This is a genomic window from Pseudoprimorskyibacter insulae (assembly GCF_900302505.1).
GTDB classification, from domain to species: domain Bacteria; phylum Pseudomonadota; class Alphaproteobacteria; order Rhodobacterales; family Rhodobacteraceae; genus Pseudoprimorskyibacter; species Pseudoprimorskyibacter insulae.
Map to the genome: position 1 here is coordinate 122,604 of NZ_OMOJ01000001.1, position 15,112 is coordinate 137,715.

The following is a 15,112-nucleotide window of genomic DNA, read 5'->3' on the forward strand; positions in this document are numbered from 1 at the left end:
AACCCGGAGACGAAACATGGCAAACGCAAAAGGCAAAATCACTCAGGTGATCGGCGCCGTTGTGGACGTGCAGTTCGAAGATGGCCTGCCGGCGATCCTCAACGCACTGAACACCGACAACAATGGCAAGAAACTGGTTCTGGAAGTATCCCAGCACCTGGGTGAAAACACTGTTCGCTGTATCGCAATGGACGCAACCGAAGGTCTGGTTCGTGGCTCGGCTGTCGAAGACACCGGCGCACCGATCTCGATCCCGGTTGGCAATGCCACCCTGGGCCGCATCCTGAACGTTATCGGCGAGCCGGTTGACGAAAAGGGCCCGGTCAACGCGACCGAAACCCGCGCCATCCACCAGCCCGCACCGGAATTCAGCGAACAGGCGACCGAGTCGGCGATCCTGGTGACCGGTATTAAGGTTATCGACCTGCTGGCCCCCTACTCGAAGGGTGGTAAGATTGGTCTGTTCGGCGGCGCCGGCGTGGGCAAAACCGTTCTCATCATGGAACTGATCAACAACATCGCAAAAGTGCACTCGGGTTACTCGGTGTTCGCGGGCGTTGGTGAACGGACCCGTGAAGGGAACGACCTGTACCACGAAATGATCGAATCGAACGTTATTAAGCCGGACAACCTGGAAGAATCGCAGGTTGCCCTGGTTTACGGTCAGATGAACGAACCGCCGGGAGCACGTGCACGTGTTGCTCTGACCGGTCTGACGCTGGCCGAACAGTTCCGCGATCAGTCGGGTACCGACGTTCTGTTCTTCGTGGACAACATCTTCCGCTTCACGCAGGCTGGCTCGGAAGTGTCCGCTCTGCTGGGTCGTATTCCTTCGGCTGTGGGCTATCAGCCGACGCTGGCAACCGACATGGGCGCGATGCAGGAACGCATCACCTCGACCAAGTCGGGCTCGATCACCTCGATCCAGGCCGTATACGTTCCCGCGGACGACCTTACCGACCCCGCGCCGGCAACGACCTTTGCCCACCTCGACGCAACAACCGTTCTGTCGCGCGCCATCTCGGAACTCGGCATCTACCCCGCCGTGGACCCGCTGGACTCGACCTCGCGTCTGCTTGATCCGGGTGTCATCGGTGAAGAACACTACGGCGTTGCCCGTGAAGTGCAGGGTATCCTTCAGCGCTACAAGTCGCTGCAGGACATCATTGCAATTCTCGGCATGGACGAACTGTCGGAAGAAGATAAGCTGACCGTGGCACGTGCCCGTAAGATTCAGCGCTTCCTGTCGCAGCCGTTCGACGTTGCGAAGGTCTTCACCGGCTCTGACGGTGTTCAGGTTCCGCTGGAAGACACCATCAAGTCGTTCAAGGCTGTTGTCGCCGGCGAATACGACCACCTGCCCGAAGGCGCCTTCTACATGGTTGGCGGCATCGATGAGGTGATCGCGAAAGCCGAAAAGATGGCGGCTGACGCTGCCTAATGGGACGTGCCGGGGGGCGCTTGCGCCCCTCGGATCAACAGGAGGCCCACATGGCTGAAACTATGCAATTCGATCTGGTCAGCCCCGAGCGTAACCTTATGTCCGCTCAGGTGCTTTCGGTTCAGATTCCGGGCGCAGACGGTGACATGACGGCCATGCCGAACCATTCGCCGCTGATTACGACGTTGCGTCCCGGCATTCTGTCGGTTGAAACTGAAAAAGGTGTCGAAGAATTCGTCGTCACCGGTGGTTTCGCTCAGCTTGGCGACGGCCTGACTGTCCTGGCCGAGCGTGCCCTGCCGAAGGGTGACGTCAATCAAGCGACCTACGAGGCTCTGGTTGAAGAGGCGCAGAGCGCCTACACCCAGACCAAGGAAGCCTTCAAGAACGAGCCGGGCCCCGTCGATGACGCGGCCAAGCTGCTGTCGGACATGGTTGCCATCGGCACCCACATCGGTCTGGACGCTAAGCAGCCGTCGCTCTGATTTTGATATCTTTTGACAGGAGGGGGCCGCGCTTTGCGTGGCCCCTTCTTTTTTGTACAGTGTTGTCAGGTTGGTAAAAAAAAGACGACACATGAAAGAACTTCACACCACCGTTTTGGGTCTTGAACAAGGCGATGACGAAATATTTAGCGACTTCGCCACCGGTGGAGAGATGTGGACAGGCGACGGCGACCGCGAGCGGCGCAAGCAGGTCACGTTCTCACGCCCCTTCAAAGAAGCGCCAAACGTGCATGTGTCTTTGTCGATGATCGACCTGCATTCAGGCCCGAATTTTCGTGCAGAGGTCACCGCCGAAAATATTGAGCGAGAAGGGTTCGAATTGGTGTTTCGAACCTGGATGGACACCCGCGTTGCCCGCGCCCGCCTGAACTGGCTGGCGATCGGTGGGTTGGCCGGCGAGGACGACTGGGACGTCTGACCCCGCCAGCCAGATAGCTTAAAGGATGCCTTCGTAGATCGGCGCCAGAGTGTCGGTCTCAAACAGCGACGAAACCGACGTACCGCTCCAGATGTTCAGTATCGACTGAGCGAAGATCGGCGCGGTCGGCAGAATGCGGATATTCGGCGCGGATTGGACCGCTTCGGTCGGCTGGATCGAATCGGTGATCACCAGCGACTTCATGACCGAATTTGTCACGCGGTCTACTGCAGGGCCGGACATAACGCCGTGCGTGATATAGGCGTGCACTTCGGATGCGCCATTGTCCATTAGCACTTCGGCGGCCTTACACAGCGTGCCAGCGGTGTCGCACATGTCGTCGACGATCAGACAGATCTTGTCTTTCACATCACCAATCACCGTCATTTCGGCCACTTCACCCGGCTTTTCGCGACGCTTGTCCACGATGCTCAGGGGCGCGTTGATGCGCTTGGCCAATTCGCGGGCACGGGCCACGCCGCCAACGTCGGGCGATACGACCATCACCTGATCCAAGCGGTCCTGGAACTGCGTCTTGGCGTCGATTGCGAAGATCGGCGAGGCATAGAGGTTGTCCACCGGAATGTCGAAGAAGCCTTGGATCTGCGTGGCGTGCAGGTCGAGCGTCAGGATGCGTTCGATCCCGGCTTCGACCATCATATTGGCCACCAGCTTGGCGCTGATCGGCGTCCGCGCCTTGGTGCGGCGGTCCTGACGGGCATAGCCGAAATAGGGGATCACGGCGGTGATACGTGCGGCCGAGGACCGGCGCAGCGCATCGGTGATGATCAGAAGTTCCATCAGGTTGTCGTTCGCGGGCCGCGACGTCGACTGGATGATGAACATATCTTCTCCGCGCACGTTTTCGTACACTTCAACAAAGATTTCCTGATCGTTGAAACGTTCGATCCGGGCGTCGACAAGGCCGACGTTCATCCCACGATACATGGTCATACGACGGGCAATCGCCTGCGCAAGCGGCAGGTTGGCATTGCCCGAAATCAGCTTAGGTTCAACAATGTTCGGCATGAGTGAGGAGGCTCCGATAGCGTCGTTGATGACAGATTCGTGACGTTGATCCCGCCTTAACACGCGACTAACCTGTCGCAAACCCGCCGCGTACAGGAAGAGACCAAATGGCTCAAGTCACCTACTATTTCTCACTATTGTCGCCTTATGCCTATCTTGCAGGTACCCGTTTGGAGGAGGTTGCCGATCGGCACGGGGCCTCTATCGAATACCGTCCCTATGATATCATGGCCCTGTTCGCCCGTACCGGCGGCACGCCTTTGCCCGAACGCCACCCGTCGCGCAATGAATACCGCGCACAGGATCTGACCCGTCAGACCAAACATCTGGGTCTGCCGTTCAACCTAAAGCCCGCGCATTGGCCGACGAACGCCGCGCCTGCCTCCTATGCGTTGATTGCGGCGCAAAAGGCGGGCGGGAATGTTGGCGCACTGACCCATGGCTTTCTGCGGGCGGTCTGGGCCGAACAGCGCGACATCGCGCAGTATGACGTGATCCACGAATGTCTGGCCGCCGCTGGCTTCCACACCGGCCTTGCCGACAAGGGACTGTTCACCGCCGCTGATACCTATTCTGACAATCTGGAAAAGGCGGTAAACGATGGGGTCTTTGGCTCGCCCTTCTACGTCACCGATGACGGCGCCCGGTTCTTTGGGCAGGATCGTCTGGACTATCTGGATGCCCATCTGGCCGAGGCCAGCGTATGACGGTCGAAACCCGCGCGGGCTTCCCCGTTTTTTCGCAACGCTTCGGACAGGGGGCGGAACCCGCAATGCTGCTGCATTGCGGGATGACGCATTCGGGGGTTTGGTCCCGCGTGGCCGAACCGCTGGGGGATCGCTTGACGATGACGGCGTTTGATCTGCCGGGTCATGGCCAAAGCGGCGACTGGGATCACCGAAAGCCGTTCCACGATCAAGCGACCGAGATCGCGCAGACCTTTCTGACCGACGGGATGCATCTGATTGGCCATAGCGCCGGGGCAACCATTGCCCTGCGCTTGGCCTTGGAAAATCCGGGCATGGTGCGGTCGCTGGTGCTGATTGAGCCGGTGCTATTCGCCGCCGCCCGCGCGGTGGCACCGGATGCGCTGGAAGACCACGCGCAGCACGCCGCGCCGATGGAGCAGGCGCTGACCGAAGGCCGGTACGCCGACGCCGCGCCGCTGTTTTTTGTCACATGGGGCGGCGGGGCTCAGTGGGACGACCTGCCGCCGCCGCGTCAGGCGGATTTCGTCAAGCGCGTTCCCACGGTCGTTGGCACCAAGGACCACTTCTATCACGATGTTGCAGGGCTGATGGGCGAGCGGCGGCTAGAGGCGCTGGACTGCCCGGTTCTGCTGATCCGTGGCAGCGCATCGCCCGCGATCATCGCGGCTGTGCATGACGGGCTAGAGGCGCGATTGCCAAATGCCACGCAGCAGGTGGTTGACGGGGCGCAGCATCTGTTGCCGCTGACCCATGCCAAGCTGGTCAGCGGGTTGATTTCCGATCACCTGAACGCGGTGTCACTTGCCCGCGCCGATACGGGGCTCTTTGCCTGAGAGGATGCGGCGGATATTCGCGGCGTGGCGCACAAAGACGATCAGGGTCAGCACGATCGCCAGCGCCATCGCCTGCGGATAGCCCAAGATGACCATCCAGATGGGCGAGGACAGCGCCGCCACCAGCGCCCCAACCGACGAAATGCGCGACAGATAGGCCCCGGCCAGCCAAGTGGCGCAGCAAGCGATGCCCACCGGCCAAGCCAGCGCCAGCATCAGGCCAAGGAAGGTGGCAACGCCCTTGCCGCCTTTGAACTTCAGCCAGACCGGGAAGCAATGGCCAAGGAAGGCCAGCAGCCCCGCGACCTGTGCCGCGTCTTCACCGACCATCGCGCGGGCCAGCAGAACGGCCAGCGCGCCCTTGCCACCATCCAGCAGCAGCGTCGCCGCTGCGGCGGGCTTGGACCCAGTGCGCAGCACGTTGGTCGCGCCGATATTGCCGGACCCGATGTCGCGCAGATTGCCAAGGCCCATCGCCTTGGTGATCAAAATCCCAAAGGGAACTGACCCAATCAGATAGCCAATCACGGCCCAAAGCAGCAAAACGGTTTGGCTGTGTTCGATGATCGGCATCACGCGCTCCGATACACTTCTTTGCCAGCGACATAGGTGGCCAGCACCTTACCTTGCAGGCGGGCCCCGTCAAACGGCGTGTTCTTGGATTTGGAGTTCAGCTTGAACCGGTCGATGACAACAGGTTTGTCCGGGTCGAACAGCACCAGATCGGCGGGCGCCCCCTTGGCCATGCGGCCACTGGCCAGACCCAACCGTTTCGACGGGTTCAGCGACAGCGCGCGGAACAGCGTCGGCAGGTCGATGGCATCGCCATGGTACAGCCGCAGCAGAACGGGCAGGGCTGTTTCCAGACCCACCGCGCCCGAGGCGGCCTCTTCGAACGGCAGGCGCTTGGATTCTTCGTCCTGCGGCGAATGCATTGTGCTGATGATGTCGATCAGGCCCGTGCGCACCGCTTCGATGATGGACTGACGGTCCTCTTCGGAACGCAGTGGCGGCGTGACCTTAAAGAAAGTCCGGTAATCGGCCACGTCCATTTCATTCAGCGTCAAATGGTGGATCGAGGTGCCGGCCGTGATGTTGAACCCGTTGTTCTTGGCGCGTTCAAGCGCGGGCAGGGCGCGGGATGTGGTGATCTGGTCGGCGTGATAGGCGACCCCGGTCATTTCGATCAGGGCGATATCGCGGTCCAGCCCCATCCGTTCGGCCATGGGCGATACGGACGGCAGGCCCCGCAGGCTGGCAAATTTGCCCGACGTGGCCGAGGCCCCGGCAGACAGGCCCGGATCTTGTGGATGTGCAACGATCAACGCGCCCAGCGACCGGGCATAGGTCATCGCGCGGCTAAGCACCTTGGTGTCGCGGATGACATGGTCGCAATCGGTAAAGGCGACGGCCCCGGCATCCATCAGAAAGCCAAGCTCGGTCATCTCGCGGCCTTCGCGGCCTTTGGTCAGTGCCGCCATGGGCAGAACATTGACCGGCGCGGCCTCATTCGCGCGGCGGCGGATGAATTCCAGCGCTTCAGGCGTGTCGATAGAGGGCAGCGTATCGGGACGGGTGACGATGGTCGTCACGCCCCCCGCCGCTGCGGCCAAACCGGCAGAGCCAAGGCTTTCCTTATGTCGTTCGCCCGGTTCGCCCACCTTGACGCCAATATCAACGATCCCCGGCGCAAGGCATTTGCCGCGACAGTCAACAACCTTCGCGCCTTCAGGCGTTCCGGGGGCTGAATCGCCCGCTGCAATCGCCGTGATCTGCCCGTCCTCTACCAGAACTGAGCCAAGAGAGTCGGTTCCGGCCTCTGGGTCGATCAGGCGGGCGTTCTGGAAAAGCAGCTTGCTCATGGGTCAGTCCTGTGTGTCGCGGCGCTTGGCCGCTTCGATCTGGGCGATAACGGCCTGCGGATCGGCTTGGTACTTGATAAGGTGTTTGTCGCCGCTGTGGGTGATGACCTGAACAGCGCCGGTGATGCTGCGCGTCTTGGCGATCTGGCCCAGCGGAACAGATTTGCCATAAGGGCCCTTCAGCGTGGTTTGCGTCAGGCTCCAAACCTCGGCCAAAGCCTCGCTCATCAGGAACCAGCCGCGAAAGGCGATGGCGGCAATGGCGGCAATCGGGCCAACCCATGCCTCATCCCCGCGGCCCAACAGGACCAACGCGACATAGGCGACGACCATCGCCGCCAGCGCCATAATCAGATGCGAACGGAGGTAGGTTTTGCGGTCCGGGGCAAATTGGGCCATCCCCGTTACCCTCCAAACAGTGACATGGCGAGCAGCGCGATGAACACCGCGCCGACGCCAAAGGCCAGATAGCGCAACAGGCGTGGATCAAGGCCCGCGCCTTTGCCCTTGCCGCCCGCCAAGGTGCCAACTGCAGCCTTGCTGCGCAGGGCGGCGCCTTTGGGTTTGCCCTTCACCTCTTCGAAGGTGCCAAGCCAGCGCAGCGGCGTGCGCACGGTCAGGGTTTGCGCCACGTTGCCGAAGGTCTGGCTGGGCAGGATCAGCACATGGCCACGCGCCGAATCCAAACGCGGTCCAACGCCATCAAGCTCCGACGGCTCCACGCCATAAGCGTCCTGCAAGTAGGTGGACAGGGGCATCGCGCCCAAGTCGCGCAGGTCCACGACCTCAAGAAACGCGCTGCTGATATGTTTCGCGCCCAGCCCGTATTTCAGCGGCCATTCGCCGGTGCCTGCCTGCACGGTGTAGCGTTCAATCGCTTCGGGCGGCAGGTCGATCTGAAAGACGCGGACAACGCCTGTTTCGCTTTCGCGGATGTCAAAACGGTCGGTCATGCGATCACCTCTTTCGGGCGGGCCCGCAGGTTGCGTGCCAGAAGATCCATCGCGGCCATACGCACGGCCACGCCCATCTCTACCTGCTCTTGGATGACGCTGCGGTTAATGTCGTCGGCCAGTGTTCCGTCAATTTCAACGCCGCGGTTCATCGGGCCGGGGTGCATGACGATGGCATCGGGTTTGGCGCAGTCCAGCTTGTCCTGATCCAGCCCGTAACGGTGATAGTATTCGCGTTCGGACGGGATAAAGCCGCCATCCATGCGTTCTTTCTGAAGGCGCAGCATCATGACCACATCCACGTCCTTAAGGCCCTCGCGCATGTCGTGGAACACCTCGACGCCGAAATGTTCGATCCCCGACGGCATTAGCGTCGGCGGAGCGATCAAGCGAATGCGGTTTTCCATCTTGTGCAGCAGCAGGATGTTCGACCGGGCCACGCGGCTATGGGCGATATCGCCGCAAATCGCGATGTTCAGACGGTGCAACCGGCCCTTTGATCGGCGGATCGTCAGCGCATCCAGCAGGGCCTGCGTCGGGTGTTCGTGGCGCCCGTCACCTGCGTTCAGCACCGCGCAGTTCACTTTCTGCGCCAACAGATCCACGGCGCCGGAATGCGGGTGGCGCACCACCAGCAGATCGGGGTGCATGGCGTTCAGCGTCATGGCCGTATCAATCAGGGTCTCGCCCTTTTTGATCGAGCTGGCCTGCATCGCCATGTTCATCACATCGGCCCCAAGCCGCTTGCCCGCCAGTTCAAAACTGGCCTGCGTGCGGGTCGAGTTTTCGAAGAACATGTTGATTTGCGTCAGCCCCGCCAAGACATTGGCATGCTTTTCACGCTGACGGCTCAGGGTCACGTAGCGGTCTGCCAAATCCAGCAGCGTCGTGATCTCGTCCGGGCGAAGTGGTTCAATCCCAAGTAGGTGACGATGATCGAAACGCATGGGCAGTCTCCTTGTACGCGGCTGTTTTATAGGAAGTGCCCCAACGAGGGGCAAGGGCACTAAAGCGCACGCCTTGATGCGGCGCATGTTGCGGGCTTTTGCCCGCTGCGCTGGGGGGATAGGGTGGCGGGATGGAATCAGCGCTTGATTGGCATACGGCGAAGGCTCTGCTGGAATGGCAGATCGAACTTGGTGCGACCGAGGCGATCAGTGCTGCCCCGGTCAATCGATTCGAACTCTCTGCCGCGATGGCCGAGAAAACGGCTGATCCGGCACCGGCTGCCAAGCGCCGTGCCCCAAAACCTGTGCCCGAAGCCAAGCCCGATCCGGTGGCCGAGGCGCGGGTTGCCGCCAAAGGCGCAACCAGCCTTGAGGCGCTGCGTGACGCCATGGCGGGCTATCGGCATTGCGCCTTGCAAAAGGGGGCGCGGTCATTGGTGTTTTCCGACGGTCGCCCCGAGGCCCGGCTGATGATCATCGGCGAAGCACCGGGCCGCGACGAAGACCTGCAAGGCAAACCCTTCGTGGGCCGGGCCGGGCAATTGCTTGACCGGATGCTGGCCGCCATCGGCATGGGCCGCGACCGCGCCGGGGCCGAGGCGGTCTATATCACCAACGTTCTGCCATGGCGTCCGCCGCAGAACCGCGACCCGAACGAAGACGAAATTCAGATGCTGTTGCCGTTTCTGGAACGGCATGTTGCCCTAGCCAAGCCGGATGTGATTGTCCTGATGGGCAATATCAGCTGTCAGGCCGTCTTGGGGCGCAAGGGCATCACACGTTTGCGCGGCAATTGGGCCGAAGGGTTTGGCCGTCCGGTTCTGCCCATGTTTCATCCGGCCTACCTGCTACGGACACCCGCCGCCAAGCGCGAAGCCTGGGCCGATCTGCTGGCAGTCAAGGCCCGCCTGAAGGAGGCGTAAATGCCAGGTATCGACGAAACCAAAGATTTTATCCCTGTGCGCATTGCCGTTCTGACGGTCAGTGACACGCGGTCCATGGCCGAGGACCGGTCAGGTGACACGCTGGTCGCGCGGATCGAAGGCGCGGGGCATATTCTGGCTGACCGCAAGATCATTCAGGACGAACGCGACCAGATCGCCGATCAACTGCGCGCGTGGTGCGCGGACCCAGATATTGATGTGGTCATCTCAACCGGGGGTACGGGTCTGACCGGGCGCGATGTCACGGTCGAGGCGCATCGCGATGTCTACGAAAAGGAAATCGACGCCTTCGGGACGGTCTTCACCATCGTTTCAATGCAGAAAATCGGCACCAGCGCCGTGCAAAGCCGTGCAACGGGCGGCGTGGCGCAGGGCACCTACCTGTTCGCCCTTCCCGGTAGCCCCGGCGCTTGCAAAGACGCATGGGACGAAATTTTGGCCTATCAGTTGGATTATCGGCACCGCCCTTGTAATTTTGTAGAAATTTTTCCGCGTCTGGATGAACATCAGCGACGGAAATGACGCCCCCGGCCGTATAACCTCAGCTTGGCAAGCGTTCGGTCTCCGCTACATCTGTTCTGACCGCTTGCAATTCTTCTGAGGGACTGTTCATGCGATTCCTGCGTCAAAGCCTTGTCGGGCTGTTTCTGGTTTCCCTGACATTGGGCCTTTTGGTCTATGCCGGGTCTTTGGTGAAAGGCGCGGTTGACGCGCGTCTGTCACAAGAGGCCCGCACCCCAGTGGCCCGCGAACGGGTGTTTTCGGTCAATGTGGTGCCGGTGGTTCTGGAAACCGTCGCGCCGGAGTTGACCGCCTTTGGCGAAGTCCAAAGCCGCCGGACGCTGGAATTGCGGGCGTCGACCGGTGGCACTCTGATTGATCTGGCACCCGAGTTCGTGGAAGGCGGGCATGTGACGAAAGGCCAGATGCTGGCCCGGATCGACCCGACCACCGCGCAGGCCGCACTGGCACGGGTCAACGCCGATCTGCGCGACGCTGAGGCCGAAGTCACCGAAGCCGCCCGCGCATTGGAATTGGCGCAAGACGCGCTTGAGGCCGCGCGCAATCAGGCCGATCTGCAAGAACGCGCCTATCAGCGCCTGTCCGATCTGCGCGATCGCGGTGTGGGCAGTGTGTCGGGCGTGGAATCGGCAGAACTGTCGCTTGCTTCGGCCCGACAGTCCGTGCTGTCCAGCCGCCAATCGCTGGCGCAGGCCGAGGCGCGGGTCAATCAGGCGGCCACCCAGTTGGAACGCCAGAAAATCGCCGTGGCTGAGGCCGAGCGTGACCTAGCCGATACCGAAATCCGCGCAGGCTTTTCCGGCACCCTCAGCGGGGTCAGCTTGGTCGAAGGGCGCTTGGTGTCGGCCAATGAACAGCTTGCCCAACTGATCGACGCTGACGCGCTTGAGGTGGCTTTCCGCGTCTCGACCCAGCAATACGCCCGGCTGCTGAATGATGCCGGAAACCTGCGCCAAAGCCCGGTGGCCGTATCATTGGACGTGTTCGGGACGGATCTGACGACCACCGGCATTCTGTCGCGCGATTCCGCCGCCGTGGGCGAGGGCGTGACGGGCCGTTTGGTTTTTGCCTCGCTGGATCAAGCGCGGGGCTTTAAGCCGGGCGATTTCGTCACCGTTGCCATCAAAGAACCCGAGCTGCCGCGTGTCGCCCGCTTGCCCGCCTCGGCGGTCAATGCCGCGAATGAGGTGCTGGTGATCGGCGCAGAAGACCGGCTTGAAACCGCCTCTGTGACGTTGCTGCGACGGCAGGGAGATGACGTTCTGGTCCGGGCCAACGCGCTGGATGGCCGCCAAGTGGTGGCCGAACGCTCGCCCCTGCTGGGGGCCGGGATCAAGGTTCGGGCCTTGCAGGCGGGCGTTGTGGCCGCGCCGCCCCCCGCCCCCGATCTGGTGGAGCTGACGCAGGAACGCCGTGCCAAGTTGATCGCCTTTGTCGAAGGCAACACCCGCATGCCCGCCGAAGCGAAACAGCGCATTCTGGCGCAGCTGGAACAACCCAAAGTACCTGCCGACATGGTGCAGCGCATAGAATCGCGGATGGGGGACTAATCCATGGGGCGCGGATTGGATGTTCAGGCCAAAGGCATTCTTAGCTACTTCACCCGGCACCGGACCATGGCAAACCTGCTTTTGGTGATCCTGATCGCCGCCGGTTTGATGGCCATGCCGCGCATGCGGGCGCAGTTCTTCCCCGATGTGATTTCCGACAACGTGACGGTGTCGGTGCAATGGGATGGCGCCGGTGCCGAGGATGTGGATTCGGCCATTATTCAGGTGCTTGAGCCCGTCTTGCTGGCTGTCGAAGGCGTCGAAAGCACTGAGGCCACCTCGCAAGAGGGGCGGGGTTCCATCCGGATGGAGTTTGAACCCGGCTGGGACATGAGCCGCGCAGGCGATGATGTGCAAACGGCGGTGGATTCCATCGGGTCACTGCCCGACGATGCCGAAACCCCCAGCGTGTCGCGCGGGGCATGGCGGGACCGGGTGACGGACCTTGTGGTGACGGGGCCGGTCGGGCTCGATCAATTGGCGCGCTTTGCCGATGAACTGATCGTGCGCCTGTTCTCAGAAGGGGTGACGCGCACCACAATTCGCGGCGTTGCGGCCCCCCAGACGATCATCGAGGTGCCGTCTGTCAACCTGATCGCGCATGATGTGACCATGGCCGAAATCGCCGCCGCCATCGCCGAGGAAGTCGACGCAGACCCCGCAGGCGACGTGGCGGGTTCAAGCACCCGCGTGCGCACTGGCGTCGAAAAACGCAGCGCCGATCAATTGGCCGAGGTGGTTTTGCGGTCGAACTCGGATGGGTCGAAGCTGACTGTGGGCGATGTGGCCACGGTTCGGGTCGAAGGCATTGACCGCAGCCGCAGCTACTTCGTCGGCGATCATCAGGCCGTGTCGATCCGCGTGGATCGCAGCGACCGCGGCGACGCCATCGACATTCAACGGCAGGTCGAAGAGGTCGCCGCCGAGATGGAGCTGACCCTGCCCGAAGGCGTCAGCATCGACCTGATCCGCACCCGCGCCGAGGCGATCACCGGCCGCTTGAACATTCTGCTGGAAAACGGCCTGACCGGTCTGGTGCTGGTCATGGGCCTGTTGTTTTTGTTCCTGAACGCCCGCACCGCGCTTTGGGTGGCGGCGGGCATCCCCACCTCGATGCTGGCGGCGATTGCGCTGATGTATATGGCCGGGATCACGATCAACATGATCTCGCTATTTGCGCTGATTATCACATTGGGCATCGTGGTGGATGACGCCATCGTTGTGGGCGAACACGCCGACCATCGGTTCCGCATGGGCGAGTCGCCGATCCAGGCCGCAGAAAACGCCGCCCGCCGCATGGCTTTGCCGGTGTTTTCGGCCACGCTGACCACGATTATCGCCTTCTTCGGCCTGACCGCAATCAGCGGGCGGTTTGGCGACTTGATTGCCGATATCCCCTTTACGGTGATCGTGGTTTTGATGGCCTCGCTGGTCGAATGCTTCTTGATCCTGCCCAATCACATGTCACACGCGCTGGCCAAATCCTCGAAAGAGGCGTGGTATGATTTCCCGTCGCGGCTGTTCAATCGCGGGTTTGTCTGGGTGCGCGACCGGCTGTTCCGGCCATTGATGGCTGGGGTCATCACCTTCCGGTACGCGGTTTTGGCGGGTGCTGTGGTTCTGCTGGCATCACAAGCGGCGCTGTTGATCCGGGGCGATGTGAACTGGCGGTTTTTCAACGCGCCCGAGCAAAACTCGGTCACCGGCAACTTTGCCATGGCGCCAGGGGCGACGCGGCAGGATTCGTTGACCATGGTGCGCGAATTGCAGCGGGCAACCGAAACGCTGGGCGCCGAGTACAAAGAGAAATACGGCACCAACCCGCTGGATTACGTCATCGCCGAGATTGGCGGAAACGCCGGGCGCGGGCTGGCCGGGACGGAAAACAAGGAACCCGATCAGCTTGGCGCGATCTCGATCGAACTGATCGACGCAGATCTGCGGCCCGAATACTCCAGCTTTGCCTTTGTCGCAGATCTTCAGGACCGGGTGCAGCAAATGCCGATGGTTGAAACCATCAGCTTCCGCAGTTGGCGATCTGGGCCCGGCGGCGATGCCTTGGATGTGCAGTTCTACGGGGCCACGGCGGCGACGCTCAAGTCTGCGTCCGAAGATCTGAAGGCCGCCTTGGTCCAGTTCCCTGAGGTGTCGGCGGTCGAGGACAACCTTGCCTACGACAAAGAAGAGCTGATCCTTGAACTGACGCCGCAGGGTCAGGCGCTTGGCTTTACCATCGACAGCCTTGGCCGGGTGCTGCGCAACCGCCTTGGCGGGATCGAGGCGGCCACCTATCCCGACGGGCCCCGCAGCGCGACCATCCGTGTGGAACTGCCAACCGGCGAATTGACGGCCGATTTCCTTGAGCGCACGCAGTTGCGCACGCCGGGTGGGGAATACGTGCTGCTGGCCGATATCGTCAGCGTCGAACGCCGCACCGGCTTTTCCACGGTTCGGCGCGAAAACGGCATTCGCCTGATTTCGGTGACGGGCGATATCTCTGAGGACAACGCCGACCGGGCCAATGAAATCCAACAGCTGTTGCAGGATCAGATCCTGCCGACCATCGCCAGCGAACGGCAGGTCGAATTCCGGCTGTCCGGTCTGAGCGAGCAGGAAGATGCCTTCTTGAACGACGCCCGCACCGGGCTGATCTTGGTTCTGCTGGGCATTTACCTTGTGCTGGCGTGGGTCTTTGCCAGCTGGACGCGGCCCTTAGTGGTCATGTCCGTCATCCCCTTTGGTCTGGTGGGAACGATCTATGGCCATGCGCTCTGGGGTGTCCCGATGAGCATGTTCACCGTCGTCGGACTGTTGGGTATGACGGGGATTATCATCAACGATTCCATCGTTTTGGTGACCCAGATCGACGAATACGCCGCGCAGCGCGGGCTGGTGCCGTCGATTATTGATGGCGCGGCGGACCGTCTGCGCCCGGTTATGCTGACGACGGCGACCACGGTGCTTGGCCTTGCGCCGCTGCTTTATGAAAGCTCGAACCAAGCGCAGTTCCTGAAACCAACGGTGATTACGCTGGTCTACGGTCTAGGCTTTGGCATGGTGCTGGTGCTGCTGGTCGTGCCGTCGCTGATTGCCATTCAGGCCGACATTGGCCGCCAGATCACCGCCTTCCGGCGCGGGCTAAGGTTCCGGCGGATTCGCCTGCGCGGGGTGATGAACCTTGCACTGTCGGCGATCATTGTCTGGCTGGGGGCGACGATGGGCTATGCAACGGTGAAGGGCCATTTGCTGCCCGTGCTGGCGCTGCCTGAACTGGCGTCGCTATCGCCGATGATGGCCGGGTTCGCCCTGTTCATGGGCGGGGTCGCGGCGCTGATCTTGGGGCTGTATGTCGTGATGGGGCTGGGCCAGATCATGGCCCGCCGCAAACACGGCTAAG

The 15,112-nt window shown here is 61.7% G+C and carries 15 protein-coding genes; 9 read left to right on the top strand and 6 right to left on the bottom strand.

All coding sequences use genetic code 11. The features are described from left to right. The first annotated feature begins 16 nt into the window (after window positions 1–16). The 3 genes from atpD (at window position 17) to PRI8871_RS00660 (ending at window position 2,365) form a co-directional block, all read left to right on the top strand. Window positions 17–1,441, top strand: coding sequence for a F0F1 ATP synthase subunit beta (gene atpD / locus PRI8871_RS00650; protein ID WP_108884259.1), 1,425 nt, complete (start codon window positions 17–19; stop codon window positions 1,439–1,441). A 50-nt stretch (window positions 1,442–1,491) separates the two neighbouring features. Further along, entirely contained in the window at window positions 1,492–1,926 is a 435-nt protein-coding gene (locus PRI8871_RS00655) for a F0F1 ATP synthase subunit epsilon (protein ID WP_108884260.1), read from the top strand. 91 nt (window positions 1,927–2,017) lie between these two features. After that, a complete protein-coding gene (locus tag PRI8871_RS00660) occupies window positions 2,018–2,365 on the top strand; it encodes an H-type lectin domain-containing protein (protein WP_108884261.1) in 348 nt (115 codons plus the stop codon). 18 nt (window positions 2,366–2,383) lie between these two features. On the opposite strand, the gene PRI8871_RS00665 is transcribed toward PRI8871_RS00660, so the two are convergent. Beyond that, entirely contained in the window at window positions 2,384–3,394 is a 1,011-nt protein-coding gene (locus tag PRI8871_RS00665; RefSeq protein ID WP_108884262.1) for a ribose-phosphate pyrophosphokinase, read from the bottom strand. 107 nt (window positions 3,395–3,501) lie between these two features. Between PRI8871_RS00665 and PRI8871_RS00670 the strand changes: the two genes are divergently transcribed. Then, window positions 3,502–4,101 (top strand): 2-hydroxychromene-2-carboxylate isomerase, encoded by a 600-nt coding sequence (locus tag PRI8871_RS00670; RefSeq protein ID WP_108884263.1) that lies wholly within the window; start codon window positions 3,502–3,504, stop codon window positions 4,099–4,101. After that, window positions 4,098–4,937 carry an alpha/beta fold hydrolase gene (locus PRI8871_RS00675; protein ID WP_108884264.1) on the top strand — a complete coding sequence of 280 codons (840 nt, stop codon included), beginning with the start codon at window positions 4,098–4,100 and terminating at the stop codon, window positions 4,935–4,937. The genes PRI8871_RS00670 and PRI8871_RS00675 overlap by 4 nt, the downstream gene beginning before the upstream one ends. Here PRI8871_RS00675 and plsY read toward each other — a convergent pair. The 5 genes from plsY to PRI8871_RS00700 are packed head-to-tail and all read right to left on the bottom strand — an operon-like array spanning window position 4,902 to window position 8,699. Continuing rightward, the gene (plsY, locus tag PRI8871_RS00680) at window positions 4,902–5,510 is read right to left on the bottom strand and encodes a glycerol-3-phosphate 1-O-acyltransferase PlsY (protein WP_108884265.1); all 609 of its coding nucleotides are present in this window, start codon (window positions 5,508–5,510) and stop codon (window positions 4,902–4,904) included. The genes PRI8871_RS00675 and plsY overlap by 36 nt on opposite strands. Next, window positions 5,510–6,799 (bottom strand): dihydroorotase, encoded by a 1,290-nt coding sequence (gene pyrC / locus PRI8871_RS00685; RefSeq protein ID WP_108884266.1) that lies wholly within the window; start codon window positions 6,797–6,799, stop codon window positions 5,510–5,512. The genes plsY and pyrC overlap by 1 nt, the downstream gene beginning before the upstream one ends. Window positions 6,800–6,802: 3 nt before the next feature. Then, a complete protein-coding gene (locus PRI8871_RS00690) occupies window positions 6,803–7,198 on the bottom strand; it encodes a hypothetical protein (protein ID WP_108884267.1) in 396 nt (131 codons plus the stop codon). A 5-nt stretch (window positions 7,199–7,203) separates the two neighbouring features. After that, window positions 7,204–7,752 (bottom strand): aspartate carbamoyltransferase catalytic subunit, encoded by a 549-nt coding sequence (locus tag PRI8871_RS00695; protein ID WP_108884268.1) that lies wholly within the window; start codon window positions 7,750–7,752, stop codon window positions 7,204–7,206. Then, window positions 7,749–8,699, bottom strand: coding sequence for an aspartate carbamoyltransferase catalytic subunit (locus PRI8871_RS00700; RefSeq protein ID WP_108884269.1), 951 nt, complete (start codon window positions 8,697–8,699; stop codon window positions 7,749–7,751). The genes PRI8871_RS00695 and PRI8871_RS00700 overlap by 4 nt, the downstream gene beginning before the upstream one ends. Window positions 8,700–8,830: 131 nt before the next feature. Between PRI8871_RS00700 and PRI8871_RS00705 the strand changes: the two genes are divergently transcribed. The 4 genes from PRI8871_RS00705 to PRI8871_RS00720 all read left to right on the top strand — a co-directional run bounded on the left by PRI8871_RS00705 (window position 8,831) and on the right by PRI8871_RS00720 (window position 15,111). Then, a complete protein-coding gene (locus tag PRI8871_RS00705) occupies window positions 8,831–9,622 on the top strand; it encodes a uracil-DNA glycosylase (RefSeq protein WP_108884270.1) in 792 nt (263 codons plus the stop codon). Further along, entirely contained in the window at window positions 9,623–10,165 is a 543-nt protein-coding gene (gene moaB, locus PRI8871_RS00710) for a molybdenum cofactor biosynthesis protein B (RefSeq protein ID WP_108884271.1), read from the top strand. It begins immediately after the preceding gene. An 89-nt stretch (window positions 10,166–10,254) separates the two neighbouring features. Next, on the top strand, window positions 10,255–11,715 hold the full coding sequence (locus PRI8871_RS00715; protein WP_108884272.1) for an efflux RND transporter periplasmic adaptor subunit: 1,461 nt from the start codon (window positions 10,255–10,257) through the stop codon (window positions 11,713–11,715). Between the two features lie 3 nt (window positions 11,716–11,718). Next, the gene (locus tag PRI8871_RS00720; RefSeq protein ID WP_108884273.1) at window positions 11,719–15,111 is read left to right on the top strand and encodes an efflux RND transporter permease subunit; all 3,393 of its coding nucleotides are present in this window, start codon (window positions 11,719–11,721) and stop codon (window positions 15,109–15,111) included. The last annotated feature ends 1 nt before the right edge of the window (window position 15,112 follow it).

What these genes read in the sequence shown, in the direction of transcription:
- atpD (WP_108884259.1), top strand. Translation starts at nt 17, where the DNA reads ATGGCAAACGCAAAAGGCAAAATCACTCAGGTGATCGGCGCCGTTGTG.
- PRI8871_RS00655 (WP_108884260.1), top strand. Translation starts at nt 1,492, where the DNA reads ATGGCTGAAACTATGCAATTCGATCTGGTCAGCCCCGAGCGTAACCTT.
- PRI8871_RS00660 (WP_108884261.1), top strand. Translation starts at nt 2,018, where the DNA reads ATGAAAGAACTTCACACCACCGTTTTGGGTCTTGAACAAGGCGATGAC.
- PRI8871_RS00665 (WP_108884262.1), bottom strand. Translation starts at nt 3,394, where the DNA reads ATGCCGAACATTGTTGAACCTAAGCTGATTTCGGGCAATGCCAACCTG.
- PRI8871_RS00670 (WP_108884263.1), top strand. Translation starts at nt 3,502, where the DNA reads ATGGCTCAAGTCACCTACTATTTCTCACTATTGTCGCCTTATGCCTAT.
- PRI8871_RS00675 (WP_108884264.1), top strand. Translation starts at nt 4,098, where the DNA reads ATGACGGTCGAAACCCGCGCGGGCTTCCCCGTTTTTTCGCAACGCTTC.
- plsY (WP_108884265.1), bottom strand. Translation starts at nt 5,510, where the DNA reads ATGCCGATCATCGAACACAGCCAAACCGTTTTGCTGCTTTGGGCCGTG.
- pyrC (WP_108884266.1), bottom strand. Translation starts at nt 6,799, where the DNA reads ATGAGCAAGCTGCTTTTCCAGAACGCCCGCCTGATCGACCCAGAGGCC.
- PRI8871_RS00690 (WP_108884267.1), bottom strand. Translation starts at nt 7,198, where the DNA reads ATGGCCCAATTTGCCCCGGACCGCAAAACCTACCTCCGTTCGCATCTG.
- PRI8871_RS00695 (WP_108884268.1), bottom strand. Translation starts at nt 7,752, where the DNA reads ATGACCGACCGTTTTGACATCCGCGAAAGCGAAACAGGCGTTGTCCGC.
- PRI8871_RS00700 (WP_108884269.1), bottom strand. Translation starts at nt 8,699, where the DNA reads ATGCGTTTCGATCATCGTCACCTACTTGGGATTGAACCACTTCGCCCG.
- PRI8871_RS00705 (WP_108884270.1), top strand. Translation starts at nt 8,831, where the DNA reads ATGGAATCAGCGCTTGATTGGCATACGGCGAAGGCTCTGCTGGAATGG.
- moaB (WP_108884271.1), top strand. Translation starts at nt 9,623, where the DNA reads ATGCCAGGTATCGACGAAACCAAAGATTTTATCCCTGTGCGCATTGCC.
- PRI8871_RS00715 (WP_108884272.1), top strand. Translation starts at nt 10,255, where the DNA reads ATGCGATTCCTGCGTCAAAGCCTTGTCGGGCTGTTTCTGGTTTCCCTG.
- PRI8871_RS00720 (WP_108884273.1), top strand. Translation starts at nt 11,719, where the DNA reads ATGGGGCGCGGATTGGATGTTCAGGCCAAAGGCATTCTTAGCTACTTC.